The 23336-nt window shown below is 57.6% G+C and carries 24 protein-coding genes and 1 pseudogene; 14 read left to right on the top strand and 11 right to left on the bottom strand.

The annotated features are described in order from the left end of the window. Positions 1 to 6 precede the first annotated feature (6 nt). Positions 7 to 549 (bottom strand): cysteine hydrolase family protein, encoded by a 543-nt coding sequence (locus QSK43_RS07660; protein WP_332302930.1) that lies wholly within the window; start codon positions 547 to 549, stop codon positions 7 to 9. A gap of 101 nt (positions 550 to 650) precedes the next feature. On the opposite strand from QSK43_RS07660, the gene QSK43_RS07665 reads away from it, so the two are divergent. Together QSK43_RS07665 and QSK43_RS27130 are read left to right on the top strand one after the other, a co-directional pair. Next, complete coding sequence (locus QSK43_RS07665) at positions 651 to 1619, top strand: GlxA family transcriptional regulator (RefSeq protein WP_332302931.1); 969 nt, start codon at positions 651 to 653, stop codon at positions 1617 to 1619. A 417-nt stretch (positions 1620 to 2036) separates the two neighbouring features. Beyond that, positions 2037 to 2405: pseudogene (locus QSK43_RS27130) on the top strand (autoinducer binding domain-containing protein); the annotation flags it as partial. Here QSK43_RS27130 and QSK43_RS07670 read toward each other — a convergent pair. Continuing rightward, on the bottom strand, positions 2402 to 2725 hold the full coding sequence (locus QSK43_RS07670) for a winged helix-turn-helix transcriptional regulator (protein ID WP_332302932.1): 324 nt from the start codon (positions 2723 to 2725) through the stop codon (positions 2402 to 2404). The pseudogene QSK43_RS27130 and the gene QSK43_RS07670 sit on opposite strands and share 4 nt — an antisense overlap. Before the next feature lie 149 nt (positions 2726 to 2874). Between QSK43_RS07670 and gstA the strand changes: the two genes are divergently transcribed. After that, on the top strand, positions 2875 to 3510 hold the full coding sequence (gene gstA, locus QSK43_RS07675) for a glutathione transferase GstA (RefSeq protein WP_332302933.1): 636 nt from the start codon (positions 2875 to 2877) through the stop codon (positions 3508 to 3510). 295 nt (positions 3511 to 3805) lie between these two features. Here gstA and QSK43_RS07680 read toward each other — a convergent pair whose 3' ends face one another. Beyond that, positions 3806 to 4570, bottom strand: a complete 765-nt coding sequence (locus tag QSK43_RS07680) for an SDR family oxidoreductase (protein WP_332302934.1) — start codon at positions 4568 to 4570, stop codon at positions 3806 to 3808. A gap of 123 nt (positions 4571 to 4693) precedes the next feature. Between QSK43_RS07680 and QSK43_RS07685 the strand changes: the two genes are divergently transcribed. Continuing rightward, positions 4694 to 5599 carry a LysR family transcriptional regulator gene (locus QSK43_RS07685; RefSeq protein ID WP_332302935.1) on the top strand — a complete coding sequence of 302 codons (906 nt, stop codon included), beginning with the start codon at positions 4694 to 4696 and terminating at the stop codon, positions 5597 to 5599. Positions 5600 to 5661: 62 nt separating this feature from the next. Then, positions 5662 to 5748 (top strand): YdeI/OmpD-associated family protein, encoded by an 87-nt coding sequence (locus QSK43_RS07690; protein WP_332302981.1) that lies wholly within the window; start codon positions 5662 to 5664, stop codon positions 5746 to 5748. A gap of 248 nt (positions 5749 to 5996) precedes the next feature. On the opposite strand, the gene QSK43_RS07695 is transcribed toward QSK43_RS07690, so the two are convergent. From QSK43_RS07695 to QSK43_RS07710, 4 genes are all read right to left on the bottom strand, one after another. Further along, positions 5997 to 6749, bottom strand: a complete 753-nt coding sequence (locus QSK43_RS07695) for a GntR family transcriptional regulator (RefSeq protein ID WP_332302936.1) — start codon at positions 6747 to 6749, stop codon at positions 5997 to 5999. 143 nt (positions 6750 to 6892) lie between these two features. Further along, the gene (locus QSK43_RS07700) at positions 6893 to 8020 is read right to left on the bottom strand and encodes a sugar phosphate isomerase/epimerase family protein (RefSeq protein ID WP_332302937.1); all 1128 of its coding nucleotides are present in this window, start codon (positions 8018 to 8020) and stop codon (positions 6893 to 6895) included. Between the two features lie 78 nt (positions 8021 to 8098). Next, the gene (locus QSK43_RS07705) at positions 8099 to 8971 is read right to left on the bottom strand and encodes an amino acid ABC transporter permease (protein ID WP_332302938.1); all 873 of its coding nucleotides are present in this window, start codon (positions 8969 to 8971) and stop codon (positions 8099 to 8101) included. A 3-nt stretch (positions 8972 to 8974) separates the two neighbouring features. After that, positions 8975 to 9907, bottom strand: coding sequence for an ABC transporter substrate-binding protein (locus QSK43_RS07710; protein ID WP_332302939.1), 933 nt, complete (start codon positions 9905 to 9907; stop codon positions 8975 to 8977). A gap of 521 nt (positions 9908 to 10428) precedes the next feature. Between QSK43_RS07710 and QSK43_RS07715 the strand changes: the two genes are divergently transcribed. From QSK43_RS07715 to QSK43_RS07740, 6 genes are read left to right on the top strand one after another with little or no spacing between them, the layout of a single operon-like run. After that, positions 10429 to 11643, top strand: a complete 1215-nt coding sequence (locus tag QSK43_RS07715; protein WP_332302940.1) for an ABC transporter ATP-binding protein — start codon at positions 10429 to 10431, stop codon at positions 11641 to 11643. A gap of 26 nt (positions 11644 to 11669) precedes the next feature. Next, complete coding sequence (locus QSK43_RS07720) at positions 11670 to 12710, top strand: ABC transporter substrate-binding protein (RefSeq protein ID WP_332302941.1); 1041 nt, start codon at positions 11670 to 11672, stop codon at positions 12708 to 12710. 9 nt (positions 12711 to 12719) lie between these two features. Then, positions 12720 to 13547, top strand: a complete 828-nt coding sequence (locus QSK43_RS07725; protein ID WP_332302942.1) for an ABC transporter permease — start codon at positions 12720 to 12722, stop codon at positions 13545 to 13547. After that, positions 13540 to 14361, top strand: coding sequence for an ABC transporter permease (locus QSK43_RS07730; protein ID WP_332302943.1), 822 nt, complete (start codon positions 13540 to 13542; stop codon positions 14359 to 14361). Before QSK43_RS07725 ends, QSK43_RS07730 begins: the two co-directional genes overlap by 8 nt. A gap of 34 nt (positions 14362 to 14395) precedes the next feature. Further along, entirely contained in the window at positions 14396 to 15820 is a 1425-nt protein-coding gene (locus QSK43_RS07735) for a Xaa-Pro peptidase family protein (RefSeq protein WP_332302944.1), read from the top strand. Position 15821: 1 nt separating this feature from the next. Beyond that, a complete protein-coding gene (locus tag QSK43_RS07740; protein ID WP_332302945.1) occupies positions 15822 to 16493 on the top strand; it encodes a flavin reductase family protein in 672 nt (223 codons plus the stop codon). Positions 16494 to 16784: 291 nt separating this feature from the next. On the opposite strand, the gene QSK43_RS07745 is transcribed toward QSK43_RS07740, so the two are convergent. The 3 genes from QSK43_RS07745 to QSK43_RS07755 form a co-directional block, all read right to left on the bottom strand. Continuing rightward, the gene (locus tag QSK43_RS07745) at positions 16785 to 17159 is read right to left on the bottom strand and encodes a GFA family protein (protein ID WP_332302982.1); all 375 of its coding nucleotides are present in this window, start codon (positions 17157 to 17159) and stop codon (positions 16785 to 16787) included. Between the two features lie 116 nt (positions 17160 to 17275). Then, positions 17276 to 18022 carry an SDR family oxidoreductase gene (locus tag QSK43_RS07750; protein WP_332302946.1) on the bottom strand — a complete coding sequence of 249 codons (747 nt, stop codon included), beginning with the start codon at positions 18020 to 18022 and terminating at the stop codon, positions 17276 to 17278. Positions 18023 to 18076: 54 nt separating this feature from the next. Next, on the bottom strand, positions 18077 to 18511 hold the full coding sequence (locus QSK43_RS07755; protein ID WP_332302947.1) for a MarR family winged helix-turn-helix transcriptional regulator: 435 nt from the start codon (positions 18509 to 18511) through the stop codon (positions 18077 to 18079). A gap of 385 nt (positions 18512 to 18896) precedes the next feature. Here QSK43_RS07755 and dcm point away from each other — a divergent pair, with 385 nt between their 5' ends. The 3 genes from dcm to QSK43_RS07770 are packed head-to-tail and all read left to right on the top strand — an operon-like array spanning position 18897 to position 21848. Continuing rightward, the gene (gene dcm / locus QSK43_RS07760) at positions 18897 to 20144 is read left to right on the top strand and encodes a DNA (cytosine-5-)-methyltransferase (protein ID WP_332302948.1); all 1248 of its coding nucleotides are present in this window, start codon (positions 18897 to 18899) and stop codon (positions 20142 to 20144) included. Then, complete coding sequence (locus QSK43_RS07765; RefSeq protein ID WP_332302949.1) at positions 20101 to 20595, top strand: very short patch repair endonuclease; 495 nt, start codon at positions 20101 to 20103, stop codon at positions 20593 to 20595. Before dcm ends, QSK43_RS07765 begins: the two co-directional genes overlap by 44 nt. Next, complete coding sequence (locus QSK43_RS07770) at positions 20592 to 21848, top strand: type II restriction endonuclease (RefSeq protein ID WP_332302950.1); 1257 nt, start codon at positions 20592 to 20594, stop codon at positions 21846 to 21848. The genes QSK43_RS07765 and QSK43_RS07770 overlap by 4 nt, the downstream gene beginning before the upstream one ends. Before the next feature lie 105 nt (positions 21849 to 21953). Here the strand turns inward: QSK43_RS07770 and QSK43_RS07775 are convergent, their stop codons facing one another. Beyond that, positions 21954 to 23237 carry a cystathionine gamma-synthase family protein gene (locus QSK43_RS07775; RefSeq protein WP_332302951.1) on the bottom strand — a complete coding sequence of 428 codons (1284 nt, stop codon included), beginning with the start codon at positions 23235 to 23237 and terminating at the stop codon, positions 21954 to 21956. Positions 23238 to 23336: the final 99 nt, after the last annotated feature.

A 23336-nucleotide genomic window follows, 5' to 3' on the forward strand; every position in this document is an offset into this window, starting at 1 on the left:
GGGGTGTTAGCGAGCGAGGAAGGCGTCGGTGGAAATCACTTCGCCATAGGCGAAGGCCAGCGCCGCCATTAACGCCGCATGCACCTGGGCTGCCGGCGTGGTAATGCCTTCGAAGTCCAGATCACGCGTGGCGCAGGCATCGTGGATCGTCGTGGTTTTATAGCCGAGATCATTGGCCGCACGTACCGTCGCATCGACGCACATATGGCTCATCGCACCGACGATCACGACCTGCTCGATGCCTTTTTCGCTAAGCAGACCGCTTAATCCCGTATTCCGGAAAGAGTTCGGGAAGTTCTTGGTGATGACCGACTCGCCGGGCGCCGGGCGCACCGTATCGTTGATCTCTGCCCCTGTGCGACCGGGGATGAAGAGCGGCCCCCCAGACATTTCATGGCGGATGTGGACGACAAGGTCTCCTTCAGCGCGAGCCTGATCGATGACGCGTGCGGCGTTGGCTGCGGCGGCCTCGATCCCATGCAGAGCGAAATTGCCTGATGGCCAATATTCATTCTGCAGGTCGACGACGAGAATGGCGCGGTTGGACATAGACTTTCCTTTCGTGGTTTCGGATTGCTTGCTTTGAGTATCGCCTTGCGCCATGGTCTCACCATTGGCGTAATCGACAGAATTAGAGGCAATATCGCCACATGACGGACGTAAAAATCGGTATCGTGCTATATCCGGGTGCGCAGCTTTCTGCCGCCCTGGGCCTGACCGACCTGTTCAAGGTGGCCTGTCGGACGGCTGACGGCTCAGAGCACGCATCCGCGCGCCTGCACGTGCGGCATCTGCAGGTCGGGGTCAAAGCGGAGCCCGTCGTTGCGTTCGACAGCGCTCCCGATGCAGCCGAGGAAGGCACAACCCCTTGCGACGTGCTGATCCTGCCGCCCTCGCTGGAGCCGCCAATATCAGCGGACGTCGCCGCTCCACTCGCGCGCTGGCTGCGCGCACGCCATGGCGAAGGTTCTGTACTGGCTTCCGTCTGCGCCGGGGCCTTTCTTCTGGCGGAAACCGGACTTCTCACCGGCAGGGCAGTCACAACTCACTGGGGCTCTGCCGACGCCTTCCGCTACCGTTTCCCCGATGTGGTGCTTGATACCGATCGGCTGATTATCGACGGTGGCGATATCATCTCGGTGGGCGGGCTGATGGCGTGGACCGATCTCGGTTTGAAGCTGGTGGAGCGTTTTCTCGGTCCTGTGGTGATGGCGCAGACCGCTCGGATGCTGCTGGTCGATCCACCGGGGCGCGAGCAACGCTATTACAGCGGATTCGCCCCACGGATGACGCATGGGGACGCAGCCATCGTCAAAGCACAGCATTTTCTTCAGGCAAATGGAGGCAACGACGCACGGCTTGCGATCCTGGCGGAACAGGCAGGGCTGGAAGAACGCACCTTTCTTCGTCGCTTTCAGAAAGCCACAGGTATGACAGCGACCGACTACGCTCAGCGCCTTCGGGTGGCCAAGGCCCAAGAGCTTTTGCAGTTCGGCGACTTTCCGGTCGACCGCATCGCCTTTGAGGTCGGCTATTCGGATTCGGGCGCGTTTCGCAAGATCTTCTTTCGGATTGTTGGCTTGACGCCTGGAGAATATCGCCAGCGATTTCGGACATAGCTGCGAGGCGTCCGGACATTATCTGCAACAGGAGTGCAGCGGGCAACGCCGATCCAGGAAGATGAAGAGCATCGGAGAAACCAGCATAGCGCCGTCCGCAGGGCGGGGTTTCGGGAATTCTCGTCGCGCCGGAGTGGGAAACAGGGCAGCCGCAGGAGCCTCAATATCGTGGCCCGAAGGGGAGGCGGGACCGACTGCTCCCTAGTCCGGCGTTCCCGATGACCGCCGCGCCGGCCAGCCCCGGATGCATGACTTGACCCGTTTTTCGTCCTCAGAAAGCGGGAGTTTGAGGGCGAAATCCGCAGCCTCTATGGCTTTGCTCATCTGGCTTTTCTGTGTGTCTGCACCCCGGTCGTGGAGTGACCACTTCTGCTCTACTGTCCGACGTATCCAGAAGAGTAGACGTCGCGATACCTTCAGAAGGAGTATTTCAATATCGATCCGGTCGTGGCGATTTATAAGACACATTTTCAGCCCGCCGACCGGTCGTCACTTGACCAGTCTTCAGAAAAAACCCGCGACCTCTTTAGCGAAGCTGTCGAGATGGGGGTCGGCCGCAACGGCGTGACCGTGCCAATACGGGGTCCGTCAGGGGAGCGCAGCCTTTTTTCCGCGACATCGAACATGCCCCGGCGAGAATGGAAAGATCTTCGCACATCTGCCCGGCACGATCTGATGCTTTTGTCCCACTGTATGCACGAGCGATTTCTCTCTATCACCGGCATCCGCGCGGGGTATCACAGGGGCCGCCGCTGTGCGGTGTCCGCATCGGACATCGAACTTTAGGCAGCATCCCGGGCTTTGAGCCACAGACCGAATTCCTGAACAACGCTCACGACCTTATCCAGGCGTTTCCCGTCCTCCGTAAGAGCGTACTCCACCTTGACCGGTACGGTCGGATAGACGGTGCGTTGGACGAGGTGTGCTTCTTCAAGTGCACGCAGATCGAGGGTGAGCATTCGCTGCGAAATGCCCGGCACTAGTCTCCGAAGTTCGTTAAACCGCTTCGGCCCGTCCACGAGAAACGATACAATCAGTAACCTCCAGCGCCCGCCAAGCAGACGCATGGCCTCTTCAACAGAGCAGCCCGACACGGTGTTTTTCATCCAATAACCCTTTTCGCCACACCAGGTATAATTTATATACCTAGATGACAAATTTCTGCGTTCTTACGTTTTTATACCGCCCGAACTACATGGAAGTCACGCCTTCTTCAAGCTGGAGAAAGGTGTCGAATCCATGGAGACCACCGAGAATGAAACTGTACTACATGCCTGCCGCCTGCTCGCTTTCACCACACATCGTGGCAAACGAACTCGGTCTCGACATTGAGTTCGTCAAGGTCGATCACAACGATCATACGACTGAACATGGACTGAACTTTTACAACGTCAACCCGCACGGCTACATACCTGCGCTGGAGTTTGATGATGGCAGGGTGCTGCGGGAAGGCCCTGCAATCGTTCAGTATCTTGCAGACCAGAAGCCGGAAAAGGGTCTTGTTCCCGCAAACGGAACGTTTGAACGATACAAGCTTCAGGAGATGCTTAGCTACCTCTCGACCGAAATCCACAAAGGCTTCATCCCACTCCTTTATGCGTGTTTGGCAGGTGACTACATCGAGACAGCAAGACCGAAACTGGAAAAGCGTTACGCATGGATCAATGACCATCTAGCCGACAAGCAGTTCCTCATGGGGGATAAATTCACGGTCACTGACGCATACCTGTTCGCCTTGACGGGTTGGGGCCAGGCACCCTGGCTGAAGTCCTATTACAATGCGCCAATCCGTTTTGACGGTCTCCACAACCTGAAAGCATGGTACGAACGGGTAAAGATCCGTGAGGCCGTGCAGACGTCGATCCTTCAGGAAGGACTGGATTTGAACTGACAACCACCATGCCTCCTTGCCCATCCAGGGAGGCAACTGTGGCAACGGGCTGCTTTTTCGCCAGCCAGTATCCGGCGTTCGGTACCACTACTCCCGTCACGTCCACAGCAACGTTGCGCATGACAATTGCCTCATTTCTCTTCAAAGCAGATACCGAGACGTCCGGTTCTGTCGCCGGGGCTTCGAGTAGTCCCGCGCTCCTGCCTGCAGATCGTGGCTTGCTGCGACGATCTGCTTCATTCTCGCCCAGCCTCCAGCCGCTTGCATGGCTGGTAGACAGAGGAACCCGTAGTGGTCAGGTACGGGTTATCGACGCACCGCCGTCAATCAGCATTGCAGTGCCGGTGACGAAGCTGGAGTCGCCCGAAGCCAGGTAGAGGACCGATCGCGCCAGCTCTTCGGGCGCGGCAACGCGCTTCAAAGCATGTAAATTCGTGATGAAACCCTGTTTATCCGGCGTATTGTTCATTTCGCGGTACATATCCGTGTCGACTGCGCCGGGCAGAATTGCATTTACACGAATGTTCTTTGGTCCGTACTCTGCCGCCAGAGCCTGCGTCAGGCCGATGAGACCGGACTTGCTGGCAGCGTAGGCCGCAACACCGGGGAAAGCAAAGCTGTAGCCGACGAACGTCGAGGTGAAGATCACCGAGCCACCGCCGTCCTTCTCCATCTGCGCAATCTGATATTTGGCCGCCAGAAATGAAGCGGTCAGGTTGATGGTCAGGGCCTCAGTAAAGCCTGCCTCAGAGACGCCGGTGCTCGGCCCCCCTTCTCCCAGGATGCCAGCATTATTAAAAGCGACGTCGAGCTTTCCGTAATGCCCCACCGCAGTGGCAACCAGTGCTTTGTGGTAGTCTTCAGATCGGACATCGCCTGCAAGGGCGATCGCCTCTCCGCCGTTCTCGTTGACTTCCGCCACCAACCTGTCGAGCTCAGCCTGACGACGTGCACCAACAACGACTTTAGCGCCTTCGGTGGCAAACAGCTTTGCTGTTGCGCGACCAATACCAGCGCTTGCGCCTGTTATAATCGCGACTTTTCCGTTCAATCGGGACATTCTCTCATCTCCTTCATCGATACCTGGCGACGGTTGTCGCTCCCCGGTTGACGGGAAGATGGCATTTCCTGCTCGTTCGGATTAGCCTCCAGATCGCGGAACTCGAATTCGGAAAGAGCGAACGTGATCAGGATCGAGGGTATAATTGCATTCGTAACAACTGCAGAGGCCGGGTCCATCAGCGAGGCGGCCCGACGACTGCGCCTTTCCAAGTCAGTCGTCAGCGAAAGGCTGGCTGAGCTCGAGCGATCCCTCGGCGGCGCGCTGCTACACCGCACGACCCGCAAGCTGACACTCACGGAAGACGGGATCGCGTTCCTCCCGCGCTCAATCCGCATCATGGAGGAGATCAAGACTGGCGCATCCGAGATGGCCGAACGGCGCGGCACACTTTCGGGGCCCCTTCGTATATCCGCGCCAGTGACGTTCGGACGTATGCATCTTGGGCCAGCGCTCTACCCGTTTCTTGCCGTAAATCCGGGAATGGAGCTCGTGCTTGATCTCGACGATCGACGGGTTGACGTTTCTTCGGACGGTTATGACGCAATCATCCGACACGGCCCCATCAACGACTCTCGTCTTATGGTCTGGAAGCTGTGTAGCAGCCGTCGGTTGCTGGTTGCGTCACCAGGCTACCTTGATCGATATGGAGTACCGAAGGCTCTGGCTGATCTCAATAATCATAAAGCAATCTTCTACACCAATCGTGGCGTCGCCGACTGGCGGTTTCAGACATCAGGTGGCGCGGTTGTAGTCCGCGCCAGACAGGCAGTCGGCATAAATAACGGCGACATGATGCGGGACGCCGCGACGGCTGGTCTTGGGATTGCACTCTTGCCCGCTTTTATTGTCGGTCCATCGGTGCGCGAGGGGCTTCTCCAGGAGATCGACATCGGCCATGAGCCAGAGGAGGAGTTCATCTACGTGGCACATCCGGAAGGCCGCAACGCCTCAACCAAGCTGCGGGCGGTGGTCGATCATCTGCGCAGAGCTTTCGGTGATCCACCGTATTGGGATACCCAGAAATAGTCGCTCCCCACACCGAGGCGGCCGCCTATGCACCAGCCAGCCACGCTGAAGTTCCACCGGTTTTGCAGGCCGCACTCGATGCGAACCCGAAGGCCGCAACTTTCTTCGCTACGCTCACTGGCGCTGACCGATATGCGAGCTGTATCTGATCGGCGTGTTGAAGAAGGCTGGGAGCAGTGTCCGAAAGATCAGGGACTTCGTTGCTATGCCAGAACGTGAAGAGACCGTCCACGGCTGAAAGCCCCGTTTCGGCCTCGCGTTTTTCTGTTTCTGGTGACCGACACGAGGCCAGGAGTTCAGCTGCTGAACAGGTAGAGGGATGATGCCTCCGGCACATCCAGGCACCTGGTCGCCCTGTCCAGTGGATCAGAGCACCGTTCCTGTGAAAGCGGGCCGGTCAGGAGAAGTTCTCCAGGACGGCAAGGAAGGTATGGCGGTCGCCCTGTCCCTCAGTCAGCCGGACCCGTCCCTCGATGTCCGCGAGATGATGATCCATCAGTTGTTGCGCCTTCGCCAGATCCTTTGTCTTCAGCGCTGCGACGATCATCCGGTGATGATCGGCGCCGCAATCGTCCTTTCGTTCTTCCTCGTAGAGGGACATGACAAGAGAGAGGCGCGCAACGATCTTCGACAGCATTTCCGTCATGACCGCGTTTCCACCCAGCTCCGCCAGAACGACATGGAATTTGCCGGATAGTACCGTCTTCGACTTCTCGTCACCGTGGTGATGAATGTGTTCTTCCTCGTCTGTCAGCTTCCCGAGCGCGTCCAGCTGATCGACGGTCGCGCGGTCCATGACCAGTTCGAGGATGACGTGTTCAAGCTTCCGTCGCGCTTCGAACAACGCTTTTGCCTCCTCGATGCCAGGCTCAGCCACAAAGGTGCCGCGGTTTTTCTTCCTCTCGAGGAGGTGATCGCTCTCGAGGACGCCAAGCGCGCCACGCACGACGGTACGGCTAACTCCGAAATGGTCGGCAATTGCATCCTCGAGGATCTTGACGCCGGGTTTGAGCGCGCCCTCACCAATCGCCGTTGCAAGCGTGACGCGGATCCGCTCGGTTACGTCGTCGTTGGCGTTTTCGGCAGTATCTGCCGGGCTGCTGGCCCTGGGTGCGGTCTTGGCGCTTTGACGGCGCGTCGTCCTCTTCATTTCCGTCTCCAAATCCGATCATGCAACATGATTAATTCCATGGGAATGTTCCTGCGTATATGCGCTTGATACCAAAAATCCAGATCTTCCCATGGTTTTAGATGTGCCTGCGACCGATGTTGACGGCACCAGGCTGCAAAGTGTCAGGCCGCCTGCTTCGAGGGCGGCATGGACAGCAGAATCCCGCTCTTTACGCAGATCTCCTCGATGTGACGTGCGGAGTCTTTTATAAACGTGACCGCTTCGTTGAAGCCGTAGAACTGGTGATCATAGGTAGGGTAGCCGTACTGGCTGGCCTCATAGGTCTCCCAATCCGCGATCTCTCCGGCAGACACACGTTTCTCGAACGCGTCTACCGATCCGAGATAGGCTTCCAGTTCCTCAGCTGTCAGATCGGGATGTCCGGCACGCCAGATCGGATCGTTGATCTCGATGCACTGGCGCGGATTGGCCTTGCGCGGCTTATCCTCGACGGAGGCTGCTACCTCCAGGGAGAGGTTCAGGTCGGGATTAGCCTTGGCGAGAATGGGAATAATTGTGGCGAAATCGACAATGCCGCGACCGACGGGGCGGGTCTGGAAATCGAGGCCACCGGTGGCATGACCGACATAGGCATCCTTGATGTGGGTCTGGCGGACATAGGGCGCCACACGTTTTGCCGCAAAGACCGGGTGTTCTGCGCGTTGCAGGCCGTTTGCTGTGTCGAAGACGACGCCCATGCAGTCCTCGCCGACCTTTTCGATCAGCCGAACGATTTCAAATGAGGTGATCTCGTCATGGGTTTCCATATTGAGATGAACGCCATGGGCGCGCGCCACGGGAGCGAGCTTCAGAAGCACCTTTTCGATGGCCTGCAATTGCTCTTCCCAGGTGACATCGGTGCGAAAGCGATCATTGGCGAGCCTGCCGCGATATTCCGACTTGAAATTGCCGGGCGATACCCAGAGCTCACGGCAGCCGATGGCAGCGCCCGCCTCGATCATGCGGGTAAAGCCAAGCATGATGTCGCCATCGCCGATGGCCCGGAATTCGGGTGCCTCGGCACTGCAATAGGGATTGATCTTGCCAACCCCGCTTTCGAGATAGAGACCAAGTTCGTCAGCCTTGGTCCTGATGTCGGCCAGTTCTGCCTTATCCAGCGTTTCGCTCATGTCGAGAACGGTACTGAAGAACATGCCCCCGAGGCCAAGTTCCTTGACGTGCTCCAGGCTTTTGAGTGGCCCGCGCTTTCTGGCTTCGGGCAGCTTCTGTCCGTCGATTCCCAGTCTCATGATCTGCTCCTTGATGTTTCCTGATCGGATCGGCTGCAATGGCGTTTCCGTTTGATTGATGGTTGAATTGGCAGCGCGTCAGACGCGTTGCGGTTTGTCTTTCTGTGCGCTGGCGCCCCGCCCTTTCGGAGCGAGGTGTTTTTCGAGAAAATACTGCCCGATCGAAGCGACGGTTGTGATGGCGAGGTACCAGAGCGAGGCAACGCACAGGAGTTCGATCACAAGGAAGTTGCGGGCGTAGATTGCTTGCGCCTGCGTCAACAGATCCTGCATGCCGATGACCGAAACGATCGCGCTGGCCTTCAGCATGCCGATTGCCTGGTTTCCGGTGGGTGGCACGATCAGCCGAATGGCCTGCGGCAAAACCACCGTGCGCAATGTCTGCAACGGTCTCAACCCAAGGGATGAGGCTGCCTCGCGCTGGCCGCTATCGACCGCTGTCATACCGCTGCGGATGATCTCGCTCATATTGGCGGCCTCATGCAGACCGAGGGCAAGGAAACCCGCCAGTGCCGGCGTAACGAGATCATTGACCGATATCGAATAAGAGCCGATGCCGATTTCAGGTACGAACAGCGCAATGTTGAACCAGAAGAAGATCTGGACGATCAGCGGCACTCCGCGGAACCACCAGACGAAACCGACGGCCATCGCCTTCAGCACGATATTCTGGCTGGTTGCCATGATGGCAACTATACAGCCGACGATGATGCCGGCGACCATCGCGCCGGCTGTCAGTTCCAGTGTCAATGCGACACCGTCGAGAATGACGGGGTCGACCATGTAACGAGGAATTTCGCTCCACTGAACGCTCTGGTTTCTGCCGATGGTCATCAGCAGAAGGACCAGCGCAAGAATTGCGCCGGTACCGGTCGTGATCTGCCCCCACCGCATCGGCTTGCCGACCGGAGGTGCGATGGCCATGCTGACGGGTTGAGCGAACAAGGCCATGGCTCAGTTCACCGGCATGCTGGCTGCATCGTTGAACTTCACGGTCTTCACCGCCAGCGGGCCAAGGCCCCATTTCTCCATGATCGCGAGGTAGGCGCCGCTATCGACCATGTGTTGCAGCGAAGCGATGACTGTATCGCGCAGTTCCGGATTGCCCTTTGAGGTCAGCATGCCGAGGTAGCCGACAGCAAGGCGCACATCGGGCAGAGCCTGCAGGCCAACACCCTTTCCGGTCTGGTTTTCCGTCGTGTAGACGCTGGTGGCGTAACCGTTCACAGTCGCATCGGCGCGGCCGGTGCGGACAGCCTGCAGCACGTCGGGCATCTTCGGGATCGACATGATGTTCATCGGCACTGCGCATTTGGCCGATGCTGCTTCCACCAGACGTGCCTGGAATGTGCCGACCGGCACGGCGACCTTCTTGCCGCACAGGTCTTCCATGCTCTTGATGCCGAGCGGGTTGCTCTTGATGGTCATGATCGTGGTCGCATCAAACATATAGTCGATGACATCGACCTGCTTTTCCAGCTCCACGTCGTCGTTGATGCCGGAGATTGTCATGTCGAAACGCTTCGACAGAACGGCCGGCACAATTGCGGCGCCTGCGCCAACATTGGTCATCTGAACATCGACACCGAGAATGACGCCAAGCGCTGCAGCGATATCGGCATCGATGCCGATCAGCTTTCCATCCTCAGCCTGAAAGCTGATCGGCGGCGTCAGATCGGTTGCGACCTTGATGGTCTTCTTGTCCTTGATGGCGGAAGGCAGGCCATCGGCCAGCTTCTGATTGAAGGTGACGCCGGGAAGTTTGGCGACATCGGCATCCGGTACCATTTTCACTGCGGTTCCTTCTGCCCCATGTGCAGAGGTGGCAAGCAGCACGAATACGATGCCGGTCAAGCTATCTTTGAGACGTTTGTTGAAGCTGCACATGTTGATCCCCTTTTATTGGCGTGCGGTTACAAAAACTGTGAAGCAATCAGTGTGCCAAGTCGGGCGCCAGGATCTTACCATGCTGTTTTCAAATGACTATTTTCAAGATGGACTACGCGTCTCTAATTACGAACAAAGTTTCGAATAAACATACGCAAATGAAATGATTAAAAAACCGCCCGACGCGACCGCTTACCATGCCCGTTGGTGGAAAATCGGCTTAACCAATTGAATAAAAACCATATTATCCGAACTGGGAAATTCGTGGATGACGCCGAAACTGGAGGAGTGTGTGTGAGAAAACCTCAGGATGGGCACGTTTTGCGCCGAAATAATTGCTTAACGAATAGGCGCAGGCTGTAAAATTGCACATATTGTAAGTTCGGATATTAATTCATCAGAACATAATTATATTAATACGAAACTGCAGAAAGCATAATTATCCAATTTGAATCATAGTCTTGCAAGAACTGACGTCGAGACATATCGCAAGTTGGCACGCGGCTTGCAACTCCTTCGCCATGACCCAAACAAAACTCAAAATCGCCGATCGACCGTATCACGGCCTGGTGCCAGGCAGCGCAGACCGCGCTTCGGGTTCGGCGCAAACCGAGGGAATATTCATGTCAGAGGCCTCCAAGCCTGCGGAAGGAAAGCAGCTCAGCGTCAAAGGTCTCACCCATAGTTATGGCGGACAGAACGCGATCGACGATATTACCTTCGATATCAAAACGGGTGAGATTGTCGCCCTGCTGGGGCCGAGTGGGTGCGGCAAGTCCACAGTGCTGCGCGCCATCGCCGGGCTGATCCAGCCGAAAAGCGGCAGCCTTCGGCTCGGGGATCAGGACCTCGCCAATGTCTCGGCGCGCTCCCGTGGCATCGGCATGGTCTTCCAGAACTATGCACTGTTTCCGCATCTCACCGTGGCGGAAAACATCGCCTATCCTCTCGCCTGCCAGCGGATGCCACGGGCAGAACGCAGGGCGCGCGTCGACGAGATGCTTTCTCTGGTGCGCCTTGACGGGTACGAAAACAGACTGCCACGCGAGCTGTCAGGCGGGCAACAGCAGCGCGTCGCGGTTGCCCGCGCCATCGCCGGGCGGCCGTCGCTTCTGCTGTTGGACGAGCCATTCGGTGCGCTCGACCGGGCACTTCGTTTTGATCTGCAGGTCGAGCTTTTACATCTGCAGAAGACGCTCGGCATTACCACGCTCATCGTCACACACGACCAGGAGGAGGCACAGAGCCTCGCAGGCCGGCTTGTCTTGATGAACAAGGGACATGTCGAGCAGATCGACACGCCAATGGCGGTTTATGACCGGCCGAAGACACTCTTCGTGAACACCTTCATCGGCCAGGCCAACGTGCTGCACGGAACGGTAGAGCGGCTGGATGCAGAGGCAACGACCGTCGCGCTGACAAACGATACCACTCTCGTGCTGCCGCGCCGCCTGAATTTCACGACCGGCTCCAAGGTCAGCATCACCTTCCGCCCGGAAGACGTTCGCCTGCAGGCGAACCTGAGCGCTTCCTCGCTACCCGCTCGATTGACGGTGTCCGTGCCGCTTGGGCCGACGCTGGTTCATGATCTCGTCCTTGAAGACGGGACGGGTCTGCGCGCGTCGGAGGTTCGCGGCCCCTCCACATTCATTCCCGAGCCGGGAGCACAGCTTTTTGCCGAGATCGACACCGGCAGGTGTCACGCCTTTCCGAGTGAACCGGAAACATCCCCGTAAATAAACAACAACGAAGAGGTGAACACATGAAAGACTTGCATATTACCCGCCGCAATTTCGGGTTTCTCGCAGCCAGCGCCGCAGCCGTGGCTGCCCTGCCATATTCGGCCCGTGCCGCTGATGGCACCGCCGTTGCAGCGACTTTCCCCGGCAACTGGGAGGACGGTTATCGCACGGTCCTGACCCCTCTCGTGAAAGAGGCAGGCTTTGACCTTACCGTTGCCCCGGCCATGGCGCAGGACCAGCTTGCCAAGGTGATGGCAAGCCCCGGCAACCCACCTTACGACACGCTTCTGATGTCGCCTGGCCAGATGGCCGTCGCCATCGAGAAGGATCTGATCCAGAAGATCGATCCGTCGAAACTGAAGAACTGGAGCATGCTCGATCCGGCCTTTCAGGGCGAGTACGGTCCGACTGTCACGATCGAAGTCAACGGCATCGCCTACAATCCGGATCTCGTTCCGCGCCCGAAGGGTTATCGCGATCTTTTCGAAAACCCCGCCTATAAGGGCAAGGTTTCCTGGACCGGTTTCGGCTCCAACACCGCCGTTATGGCCTATACCCAGATCGCCAGGATTTTCGGTTCCGGTCCTACGGACATGGAGGCTGTTTTCAAGCTTTTCAGGGACAATCCGGAGCATCTGAAAGGCGTCGTGGACAGCACCAATCACCAGATGACGCTTTTCCAGCAAGGTGAGATTGCCGTCTTCATGTGCTCCACCGGCAATGTCGCGCGTCTTAAATCCATGGGTCTCAAAGCCGAGTTCGTGCAACCGGAAACCGGTTCGCCGGCGGCCCCCGTCAACATTCATCTGACCAAGGGCGCAAAGAACATCGATGGGGCTTATGCCTATATGGATGCCGCCATTTCGAAGGCTGCACAGGATCAGTTGAAAATGCCGCCGCAGGAAATGTTCCCGACCAACAAGGACGTCGGACTGACACCCGGCATCGAGGCCTATGTGACCCGCGAGCAGCTTGCGAGCCTCGTCTATCCGGATTGGGCCATAATCAACAAGAACCGCGCCGACTGGATTCGCCAGTTCGACGCTCTCGTCGCCGGTTGAGGTAGCACAATGAAGGCGAGCGGCTTTCCATACGTTGTCCCGATGCTGTTGCTGTCGGTGGCGTTTTTTGCAACGCCGCTCGCTGTTCTCGTCGGCTTCAGTTTTGTTGGTGCCGATGGGTTTTCCCTTGAGCACTACGGACGCTTTTTGGGCGACGCGTTCAATTTCCGCGTTCTCGTCAACACCGCCCGGCTGGGTCTGGAAACTGTTGTCGGCACGACGCTGCTTGGCGTGCCGATAGCGCTTCTTTACTGGCACAGCGGCAAGACCGCGCGCCAGGTCATCATCTTCCTGACGCTGATCCCGATGCTGACCAGCAACGTGGTCAGAACCTTTGCCTGGATCGTCATTCTCGGGCGGCAAGGCCCCATCAGTGAGGCTTTGATGGCGTTCGGTCTCACCGGCAGCCCCATCAGTCTGATGTTTACGGAGCTTGGACTTGTCATGGCCATGTGCCAGATCGACCTTCCTCTGATCATTCTGCCACTGGTTGCCATCCTGTCACGCACACCCGTGCAGTTTACCGAAGCGGCGCAGGTCTCCGGCGCTGGCCCCTGGCGTATTTTGATAACCGTTCTGCTTCCCCTGATGCTACCGGGTCTGCTGGCAGGCTGGATTCTGGTGTTTGCCAGCACCAGCAGTTCCTTCGTCACCCAGGCCGTTATCGGCGGTGCGCGCAATGTCTATGTTCCGCAGCTTATCTACCGTGAGGTCGGAACGCTTTTCGACTGGCCCATGGCATCGGCGATCGCAGTGGTTCTGCTGCTGTCCACCGGCTGCCTGCTGATCGCTCTTACCATGATTTCCCGCCACAGGAGGCTCGTCGGCCATGCGTGATCGTCGCGAAAATCCTGTCCCGGCTTTTCTCTACAAGGCGTTCGTTTCCGGCTTTGGCGGCTTGAGCCTGATCTATCTCATCGCGCCTATCGTTATCGCACTGACGATGTCGTTTACGTCGGGACAGACACTGAAATATCCGCCGGAAGGCTTCTCCCTGCGCTGGTACGAGGCACTGCTCGACCCGGCACGTTCGGCAACTGAGCATATTGCAGCGGGTAATTCGCTGAAGATCGCCGGTCTGGCCGTTCTCGGTTCTTTGCTGTTTGCCGTACCTGCCACCATCGGCATGACGCGGATGAAGCGAAGCGCGGTCGGAACGATTGAGCCCTTGCTTCTGGCACCACTCGTTCTTCCTAGCCTTGTTTATGGTCTGGCCGCCCTGATCGTTGCGAATTTCGCCGGCTTCCAGCCGTCGCTCTGGCTCACTGTCGTTGGTCATGTCGTCGTATTCGGGCCGCTGATGTACCGTGCCGCCTCGGTTGTTGCTCAAGGCATCAATCCATCGCTGGCGGAAGCGTCGACGGTGATGGGGGCGAACTGGTTCACGACGTTGCGACGGGTGACACTGCCACTGTTGATGCCTGGCATTCTGGCCGGCGCATTCCTCGTTTTCATCCAGTCGCTCGACAACGTCTCCGTCTCGCTCTTCCTCGCCGATGCGCAGACGACGGTACTGCCGCTCAGGATGTTCGCACTGATCGAGGAATCGCTCGATGTCCGTGTCGCGGCCATGTCGGGGATCCTGATCGGCCTGACGCTGGTGGTGATGCTGGTTGCAAGACGGGTACTGGCGCCGCCCCGGCAAACCTGACCCATAGAAAAAATACTCTCGGAAGGAATACTCAATGAACATACGAGCCACGAAGGCGGGCGCCTATCGCATCGGATCACTGCTTGCCGATTTCCAGCCGGATTTCGACTTCGCAGCACCTTTGCCCCTGCCAGTTGAAGAGTTTGAGGAGCGTCTGCGTCGCATTCGTCGTCAGGCGGTCGAAGCCGGGCATGACGCGCTGATCGTCCACACCGGCGGCGTCGGCTGGTTCCACACTTCCAACCACTATCTGCGCTATATCTGCGACTGGATGCGCGAAGGCGTGCTGATTATCCCGACGGATGTCGACAAGCCCATGATGCTTCTGTCCTTCTTCACCCAGTCCGTGCTTCTGCCGCCGGGCGGCGAACCGGTTCTGGTGGAAGATATCTGGCAGATTGGCCCGATCGGGCGCGAATATGCCGACCGTCCGGGCGACAGTGTCATCAAGACCGCGGAAAAATGCGCAGAACTTCTTGTTGGGATGGGCCTGTCGAAGGCACAGATCGGTCGTATCGGTGATCGTACCTCGCTGACCTTCTGGGCGGCACTCGATGAACTGCTGCCAAAGAGCAGATTCGTCGCCGACAATGCCATCCTCGACCGGATGCAGAAGCTGCGCTCTTCCCGCGAAATCGAGATGTTCCGCGCGGCCGCCCAACTCGTCAGCATTGCCACACAGGCCGCCTACCACGTCGCTAAACCCGGCATAACCGACCACGAAATCTATGCGGCCTTCACCCAGGCTCAACTTTCCTTCGGCGGCGAGACCGGAGACGGATATCAGATCGGCATCAACGAATTCGGCACCCATTGCGGCAAGCCCTACGGCCATGTCGTGCGCGCCGGTGATCTCATCAACCTTTACGTCTCCAACGTTACGTATCGTGGCTACACCGCCCAGACGGCGCGCATGATCTCCGTTGGCGAGATCACCAAAAGGCAGGAAGAAGTGCTTGCCGCCTGCACGGACGGTGTCAAACGCGCCGAAAAGCTGATCCGGCCGGGCGTCTTGATGCGTGACGTCAACAATGCAGCCTTCGAGCCGATGATCGAGCGTGGCATGCTGATTTCGCCGGAAGCCCGCACCATGCCCTATAACTGGGCGCCGATGGATGATGGAAGCGCGCGTCTGATCCCGCGTCAGTATGTGAAGAATATCGACTGGGAGGCGCAGGGCCGCACCCTCATGCACGTCTATCCGGCCACACAGGGGCCGCATAACCCCAATCTCGGCCATTCGGTTGGCATGGCAGGCGGCCAGAACAGCTTCAACATCTCGTCGCATAATTACGACCGGCTGGAAGAAGGCATGGTGTTCGTGCTGCACACGCAATGGCTCGAGCCACTCTCGGCCGGCTGCAATGTCGGCGACATGTATGTCGTCACGAAGGACGGTTTTGAAAATCTGAGCCGTCACACTCCGCTTGAAACCCACCGCGTCGCTGCCGAGGCTTGAGATGACCAACACCGCTGCACACACCCATTTCGATTTCGCCAGGCTCGATGAACGGGAGCGCTACAAGATTTTGATCGGCACGGTGATCCCGCGTCCCATCGCCCTCGTGACGACCGTCAACAAGGACGGTCAGCCGAATGCCGGGCCGTTCAGTTTCTTCAATGTACTGACCCATGATCCGGCCATCGTCGCCATCGGCGTCGAAAACTATGCGGACATGCGCTTCAAGGACACGGCTCGCAATATCCGCGAGACCGGCGAATTTACGGTGCATATCTGCGACAACGCGCTTGTTGATCAGATGGAGGTCTGCGCCATCAAGTTCGGCCCTGATGTGGACGAAATGGAAGAGGCCGGCCTTGCGACCGTGCCCGGCCAGATGGTGTGCAGCCCGCGTATTCTTGCTGCCCCAGCGGCACTTGAATGCCGTCGTCACACAACGCTGCAGGTTGGCCCGGCCCGAGAAATCATCCTCGGCGAAGTCGTCGGCGTGTTCGTACGCAGCGACGCGGTCAATGCTGCAAACCTGCACATCGACCAGCAGCTCATGGACGCGGTTGGCCGCATGGGCGGACACACCTACACCCGCACGCGCGACCAGTTCGACATCAAGACACTGACACCGGACGAATGGGAAAACCGAAAAGCCGGCGCGAGGGCGGCTGCGGAATAGCGGGCATGTCCGCTCCCATGGGATACTCCACCCTGTCCGCTGGAGCCATCACCCAGCGTCAGCGGACGGTCGGGATTTCGTTTGAAAATTTGAAGCTTTTGGGTGAGAGCCCGTTTTGCAGAGGGATCTGACGGACCAGGAATGGCATAAGATCGAACCGCATCTCCGATCTCCTGCCATGTGGTCGGCCTCGCAATGGCCGGTTCGTGAAATTCCGGAAGCGATCTCTTGTGCGTTTCAGGGCGGGACTACCCAACGATTGCTGCTAACGGATTTTCCCTCCACACCGTCTCAAAAAGATGTTGAAACCCATGGGTGCCGGGTTGCTTCGTAGACGCTCTGGGTTGGGACTATGGAGCCTGGATCCTCAAAACAGCCCATGGCGACAGCGATGAGACCGGGCCGAAATTCCGCTATCCAATAGACGGTTGATCCGCAAACGGGGCAGAAGTGAAATTTGAGATCCTTCCCACTGTCTCCGGCACGCACATAAGTTTGATGTTCCCCCGACGCCGTGACTTGATCGGCCTCGTAAAACACCGCAACGCCGAAAGCCGAGCCGGTGCGTTGTTGGCATGCCCGGCAGTGACAAACGGAGACCCTGCTGGGTTCGTCCTTCGCCACCACGGTTAGCTGATGACATGAGCAATGGGCCAAGCGCATAATGGTGATCCTGATTTCGATCCAGATGCATGGTTCTCAAGCGAACCCAAAGTTCACCCATGCCTGTGCGGAAAACAAGCCGCATCGTCCGATCCACCATGTGTATACTTTTATGCTCTTCACCAGTTCTTTGGAACAAGTTCGCCAGATGTCGAGGAAGCGTAGAAGCCCGCTGAAGGGCCGAACGCATCTATCGTCGCAAGCGCGACTGCCGGGCGAGCGCCGTCTTCGGGCGAATGGCCCGCTCCGTTCCCCGTCATGTCGGTCGATGTCAGGCCAGGGTCCACGGCATTCACCTTGATCCCTTCACGATCCAGTTCCTTGGCGAGCTTGACAGTCAGCATGTTGAGCGCCGTCTTCGAAGCGCAGTATCCGCCAAAACCAACCGGCCAGATCTCGCTGCGCATGTTGAGAGTATCGGCCAGCGAACTCAGGCCGCTGCTCATCATCACGATCCGGGCGGCTTTTGACTTGCGCAACAGTGGCAAAAAAGCCTGGGTAACGCGCAAGACGCCGAATACGTTGGTCTCGAACATCTCCTTGATCTCGTCGAGCGATTCCTCCGCTAGAGACGGAGGTGGACCAAACATGAGGCCAGCGTTGTTGACCAGTACGTCAAGGCTGCCAATCTCGGTCTCAATGGCCCTGGCAGCATTGGCAACGCTCGTGTCATCCGTCACATCGAGCTGTACAGCAAGTGCGCTGATACCCTCGTTGCGCAGTTCACGCGCTGCCACGTCACCTCTCGATAGATCTCGGCATCCCAGCCAGACCGAATGGCCGTTCACGCCCAACTGGCGTGCGATGGCGAGACCAATGCCTTTGTTGGCTCCAGTGATGAGCGCGGAGGATATTGTCTGAGTCATTGCGATGTCCCTGAACGTTTCGATGGCAAAGACATACTACGATATTCGTATTATTCAACGGTCGTACAGTGCAATTTTCTGCGTCAGGCGAAGAAACTCAGCCTGCTCCGCGGAATTGAGTGCCTCCAACATCGCCCGGCAGGCGTCCCGATACCCCTCCATATAGCCTGTGACTGCCTCCTGCCCCTTCGACGTAATCGTCAGAGCGACCGAACGCCGATTGGCCTCGGGCCGCAGCCGCTTGATCATTTCCCTGCGGACGAGACGGTCGGCAGAGGAGGACATGGTCGTCAGTGCAACCTGAAGGCTCTGGGCAACGTCTCCCAAGCTGCATTCAGGATGCTCATTGACGAAAAGAAGAGCCTGGACGTCGAGGGCGTTAAGGGCGTTTTGCGTCGCGGCTGCCGCCTCGGCGACCTTGAAGCGACGGGTAAACCGCTCGAAAGTGGTTGTGAGTTGTCCAATCTGTTCAGGCGTAGGTTCTGTCATACCCGGTATTAAGCATTTTCGGCCGATGAACGTAAGCCGTTTGAGAGAAGACAGGCCTGCCCTGAAAGATAAATCCGGGGCCTTTCGCAGACCTGCGCCATCCCTCACAGGCAGGCTGGTTTTTTCGCTGGCCACTTTTAAATCAAGCGCGCCGGGAGATCACGGCTCCTATCGGGCGACCGGCCTTCTGCAGCTCCTGTACGCGGGCAGGCGTCAAATCCACAAGCTCGCTCCATCTCTTTTTTCCGGCGAGCTCGTCGCGCAGAGTGATCCTCAACCGGCGGAAATAGATGTGGATCCTTTACCTTAAATAAGGTTGTTCTTAATATGTTCTCATGTCACTGTGTCATAAATGCTCCCAGCGATTCACGCCGAAAGGATTCCCATGACACCGTTTTCCGAACTTAGACAGCAGGCAGGTCTTTCCATTCAGGAAGTAGCCCGCGAGATGGGATTCGATGAACGGACTGTCTATCGCTGGGAAAGCGGAGACACATCTCCGCGAAAGCCGGTCATGGAGCTGTTGCGGAAGAAAGTAGCCGACAAAGCTCCCGCCGCATCGGGTGCGTTTCGATTCGTCGATCTGTTTGCGGGCATCGGTGGCTTCAGGCGCGCGTTCGAGCCGTTGGGCGGGAAATGCGTTTTCACGTCGGAATGGGATGTCTTTTCGCAAAAGACCTACCGCGCAAATTACGGAATCGACCATGAGCTGGCTGGGGACATCACAGCCATCCCGGCCTCAGACGTTCCAGCCCATGATGTGCTGCTGGCAGGGTTCCCATGTCAGCCCTTTTCGCTTGCGGGTGTTTCCAAGAAAAATTCGCTGAATCGTCCTCACGGCTTCCAGTGCGATGTACAGGGCACCCTGTTCTTTGACGTCGCCCGCATTATTCAGCATCACAGGCCGAAGGCCTTCCTGCTTGAGAATGTCAAGAATCTGAAGAGCCATGACAAGGGTCGGACGTTTGACATCATCATGCGGACGCTGCGGGAAGACCTCGGCTATCACGTGCAGACACGCATCATCGATGCGCGTGCCTGGGTTCCGCAGCATCGCGAGCGCATTTTCATCGTCGGATGGCGCGATGACAATGATTTCGATTTCAACGCGATGATGTTGCCTGCCGCTGAAAGAAACCCGTCCCTGCGATCCATCCTGCATCCGGAAGACGGCAGCGAAGACGCCGATGAGCGCTTCACCACCGGCACCGGCGGCAGGGTACTCGACCGTTACACGCTGTCTGATCATCTATGGACCTATCTCCAGAACTACGCCGAAAAGCACCGGCTTGCCGGCAACGGGTTCGGCTTTGGTCTGTTCGGACCGGAAGATGTCGCCCGGACCCTGTCGGCCCGCTACCACAAGGACGGCTCGGAAATCCTCATCCGTCAAAAGGGCAAGAATCCGCGCCGTCTGACGCCGCGCGAATGCGCGCGTCTCATGGGCTTTGAAAAACCTGGCGGGAAGCCGTTCGAAATTGTCGTATCTGATACACAGGCCTATCGCCAGTTCGGCAATGCCGTCGTTGCGCCGGTAGTCCAGTCCATTGCCGCTCATATGGTTCCTTTCATTCTCGGAAATGAAAGCGATGTTCCAGTCATCGCCGAAGAGGAAATCAGAGAAGTTGCCTGATGTTGTGGACCAGCAGACGCGAAGCCGGATGATGTCCGGTATCAGGGGCGTAAACACAAAGCCCGAACTGGTTATTCGAAAGGCTCTGCACAGGCAGGGCTTTCGCTTCAGGCTGCATGCCCGCGATGTTCCAGGCCGCCCCGATCTGCTGCTGCCAAAATATCACGCAGCGATCTTCGTAAACGGCTGCTTCTGGCATGGCCATGACTGCTCACTTTTTCGCCTGCCGGGAACAAGAACCGAGTTCTGGCGGGCAAAAATAGATCGTAACCGCAACCGTGATGCGGAAGTGGCAGTCCAACTGGCTGACCAGGGCTGGCGGCAGCTTTCAATCTGGGAATGCGCCTTCCGTGGCCCTGGTCAGATCGGGCTCGATGAAACAATTGCCCGCACGGTCCGATGGATCAGGTCGGATCTTCCAGATCTGGAAATACGCTCGGAGCCTTCATGAAACAGGGTGCCCTGTCAGATTATTTTGTCGGCGTTGGAGCCAAGACGCTGAAAGGCACCGAGGTCGATCCGAAAGTCTCCCGCGGGCATGAGCTTCAGGGTATCAGCGACTTCAGGGCTTTTCTCGGCTCCCCTTCCGAAAAAACAAGGATCAATGTCACGTTTGTCTGGCTCAGCGATGAGGAGCCACCAGTCAGCCTTCCCCTGACCGGAACGTGGTACGACAGCCGCAAGGGACAGACACACCGCGAGCCGGAATACCGGCTTTATTATCCGGCAGCTTCCGAGGATGTCGTCCATCGCGCCACGGCAGGTGATACGCTCTTTCTTTGCATGCCGCGCGAAGGGGCACTCGTTGCCCTCTTCTGCGCTCACGGCAGCTCAATCGAGCAGCAGCTTCTCTGGCTTTTCGGCCTCGGCCTGACGGCGGACAATGTTATTTCGCAGCGCGACTATCGCCAGGACGGCGGTCGCGGCCTTGATCTGGTCAGCCGCTATATTCTGGAACTGATTGATATTGAGGTCATCGCGACCGAAGATCAGTGGCTGGACCAGCTACTGGCAAAATTCGGAGCCAATTTTCCCGGCACGCGGGAGTTTTCCGAATTTGCACGCCGACTTGCCAAAGAAGTCGATGCCAAAGCCGACCCTGATCTGGCGCTCCTGGAGTGGATGGACCTTGAAGAACGGCTGTTCATGACACTTGAACGCCACATTGTCGCTGACCGGCTTCAGAGAGGTTTCATCACCGATGGCAAAGCGGACGTTGAGGGCTTCGTGAAATTCTCACTTAGCGTCCAGAACAGACGCAAATCCCGTGCTGGATGGGCATTCGGCAACCATATCGAAGCCCTTCTGAAACAGAACGGCGTCATCTACAAACGTGAGGCCACGACTGAAAAACGCAACGGCCCGGATTTCCTGTTCCCGGATGAAGCCGCCTATCATGACCCATCCTGGCCCGTTTCAAAGCTGACGATGCTTGGCGCGAAAACAAGCTGCAAGGACCGCTGGCGGCAGGTACTGAGTGAGGCGGACCGGATCGAAGAGAAACACCTTCTTACTCTTGAGCCAGGAATCTCCGTTACGCAGACTGATGAGATGAAGCGTGCAAAGCTGCAACTGGTTTTACCTGAGCGGATACACGGCACATATCAGGCTGCGCAGCGCGGCTCCCTGATGAAGGTATCAGATTTCATTGAACTGGTGCACGCGCGGCAAGTTATGGCGAGGGTCTTGCCAACACCAGTCTGAACAGCTTTGAGGAAAGCCAGTCCATTGAGGGACAGGCAGGATTCCGAGTGAAGTGGTAATGTAGTCGCTAAAACGGATGACTACTTCCCGCACTTGTCCGTTCCGTCAGGCCTCATCCAGCGAAAGGGCCAGGTCGGCAATAAGGTCGTCGGGATGTTCGATCCCGATGGACAGCCGAATTGTGGAATCAAGCACACCTATGCGCTGACGAACATCGGCCGGAACGCCCGAATGGGTCATGGTTGCTGGATGAGAGGCAAGAGACTCTGTCCCGCCAAGGCTTACCGCGAGTTTGAATATCTTCAGGGCGTTGAGGAACCTGAAAGACGCGGCCTGCCCGCCGACAATGTCAAACGAGAAGGTCGATCCCGCGCCGGAACATTGAGCTGTAAACACCTTGCCGACCGGAGATTCCGGATCGTTAAATGGCAGATAATGGACTTTCACGACTTTGGAATGCGCGTTCAGAAACTCAGCCACAACCTTCGCATTGCTGTTGGCCCGCTCCATCCGGATCTGCAGCGTTTCAAGGGAGCGTCCGAGCATCCAGCACGAATGCGGATCGAGCTGTGTGCCGATCGCACCTCGCAACGCCTTGACCTGCTTCATGACATCCTTCCGACCGAGCGCTGCCCCGGCAAGAAGGTCGGAGTGGCCACCAACGTATTTTGTCAACGAATAGAGCGAAATGTCAGCTCCGTGCTCGATGGGCCGCTGGAACACCGGGCCAAGAAGCGTATTGTCGCAGGCAATGATCGGCCTGTGCCCCTGCTTTTCGCCAATCTTGTCGGCAACCTGAACCATCATCGAAATGTCGACAATGCTGTTTGTCGGGTTGGCGGGGGTCTCGACGAGGATAACCGACACCCTGCCTTTCGCCATTGCCGTCTCTGCAGCAGCCATCACCGCGGTTTCGCTGACACCATCGGCGAAACCCACTGCTGAGACACCAAAATTATGGAAGGTCTTCGCCAGCAGCGTCTCTGTGCCGCCGTACAAAGGTTGGGAATGGAGCACCATGTCTCCGGGCCGGACGAAGGCGAAAAGCGTGGTTGAAATGGCGGACATGCCAGATGAAAAAAGCACACAGCTTTCCGTGCGTTCGTAAACTGCAAGGCGATCCTCGACGATCTCGCTGTTTGGATGGTTGAAACGCGAATAGACGAGGCCTGCGCCCTTGCCCGCGGGCGGCTCCTTGCGCCCCGAGGCATAGTCGAAGAAGTCGCGACCATCTTCCGCCGATTTGAAGACAAAGGTCGATGTCAGGAACACCGGCGGCTTCACGGCGCCTTCCGATAATTCCGGATCATAACCGTAGTTGAGCATCTGGGTTTCAGGATGGAGAGCGTGATTGCCTATATGGGTTCTAGACGGATGCGGCGCGGTCATTTCCAGAGATCCTCTCAAACAGGCGTTGGACTGTCAGGAGCTTACATCCAGCCGAGCCGAAATACCTTGCATTTTGAGGCGCAGATATGTCTGATCAAG

It is taken from the genome of Rhizobium sp. GR12 (assembly GCF_036596185.1).
GTDB lineage: Bacteria > Pseudomonadota > Alphaproteobacteria > Rhizobiales > Rhizobiaceae > Agrobacterium > Agrobacterium nepotum.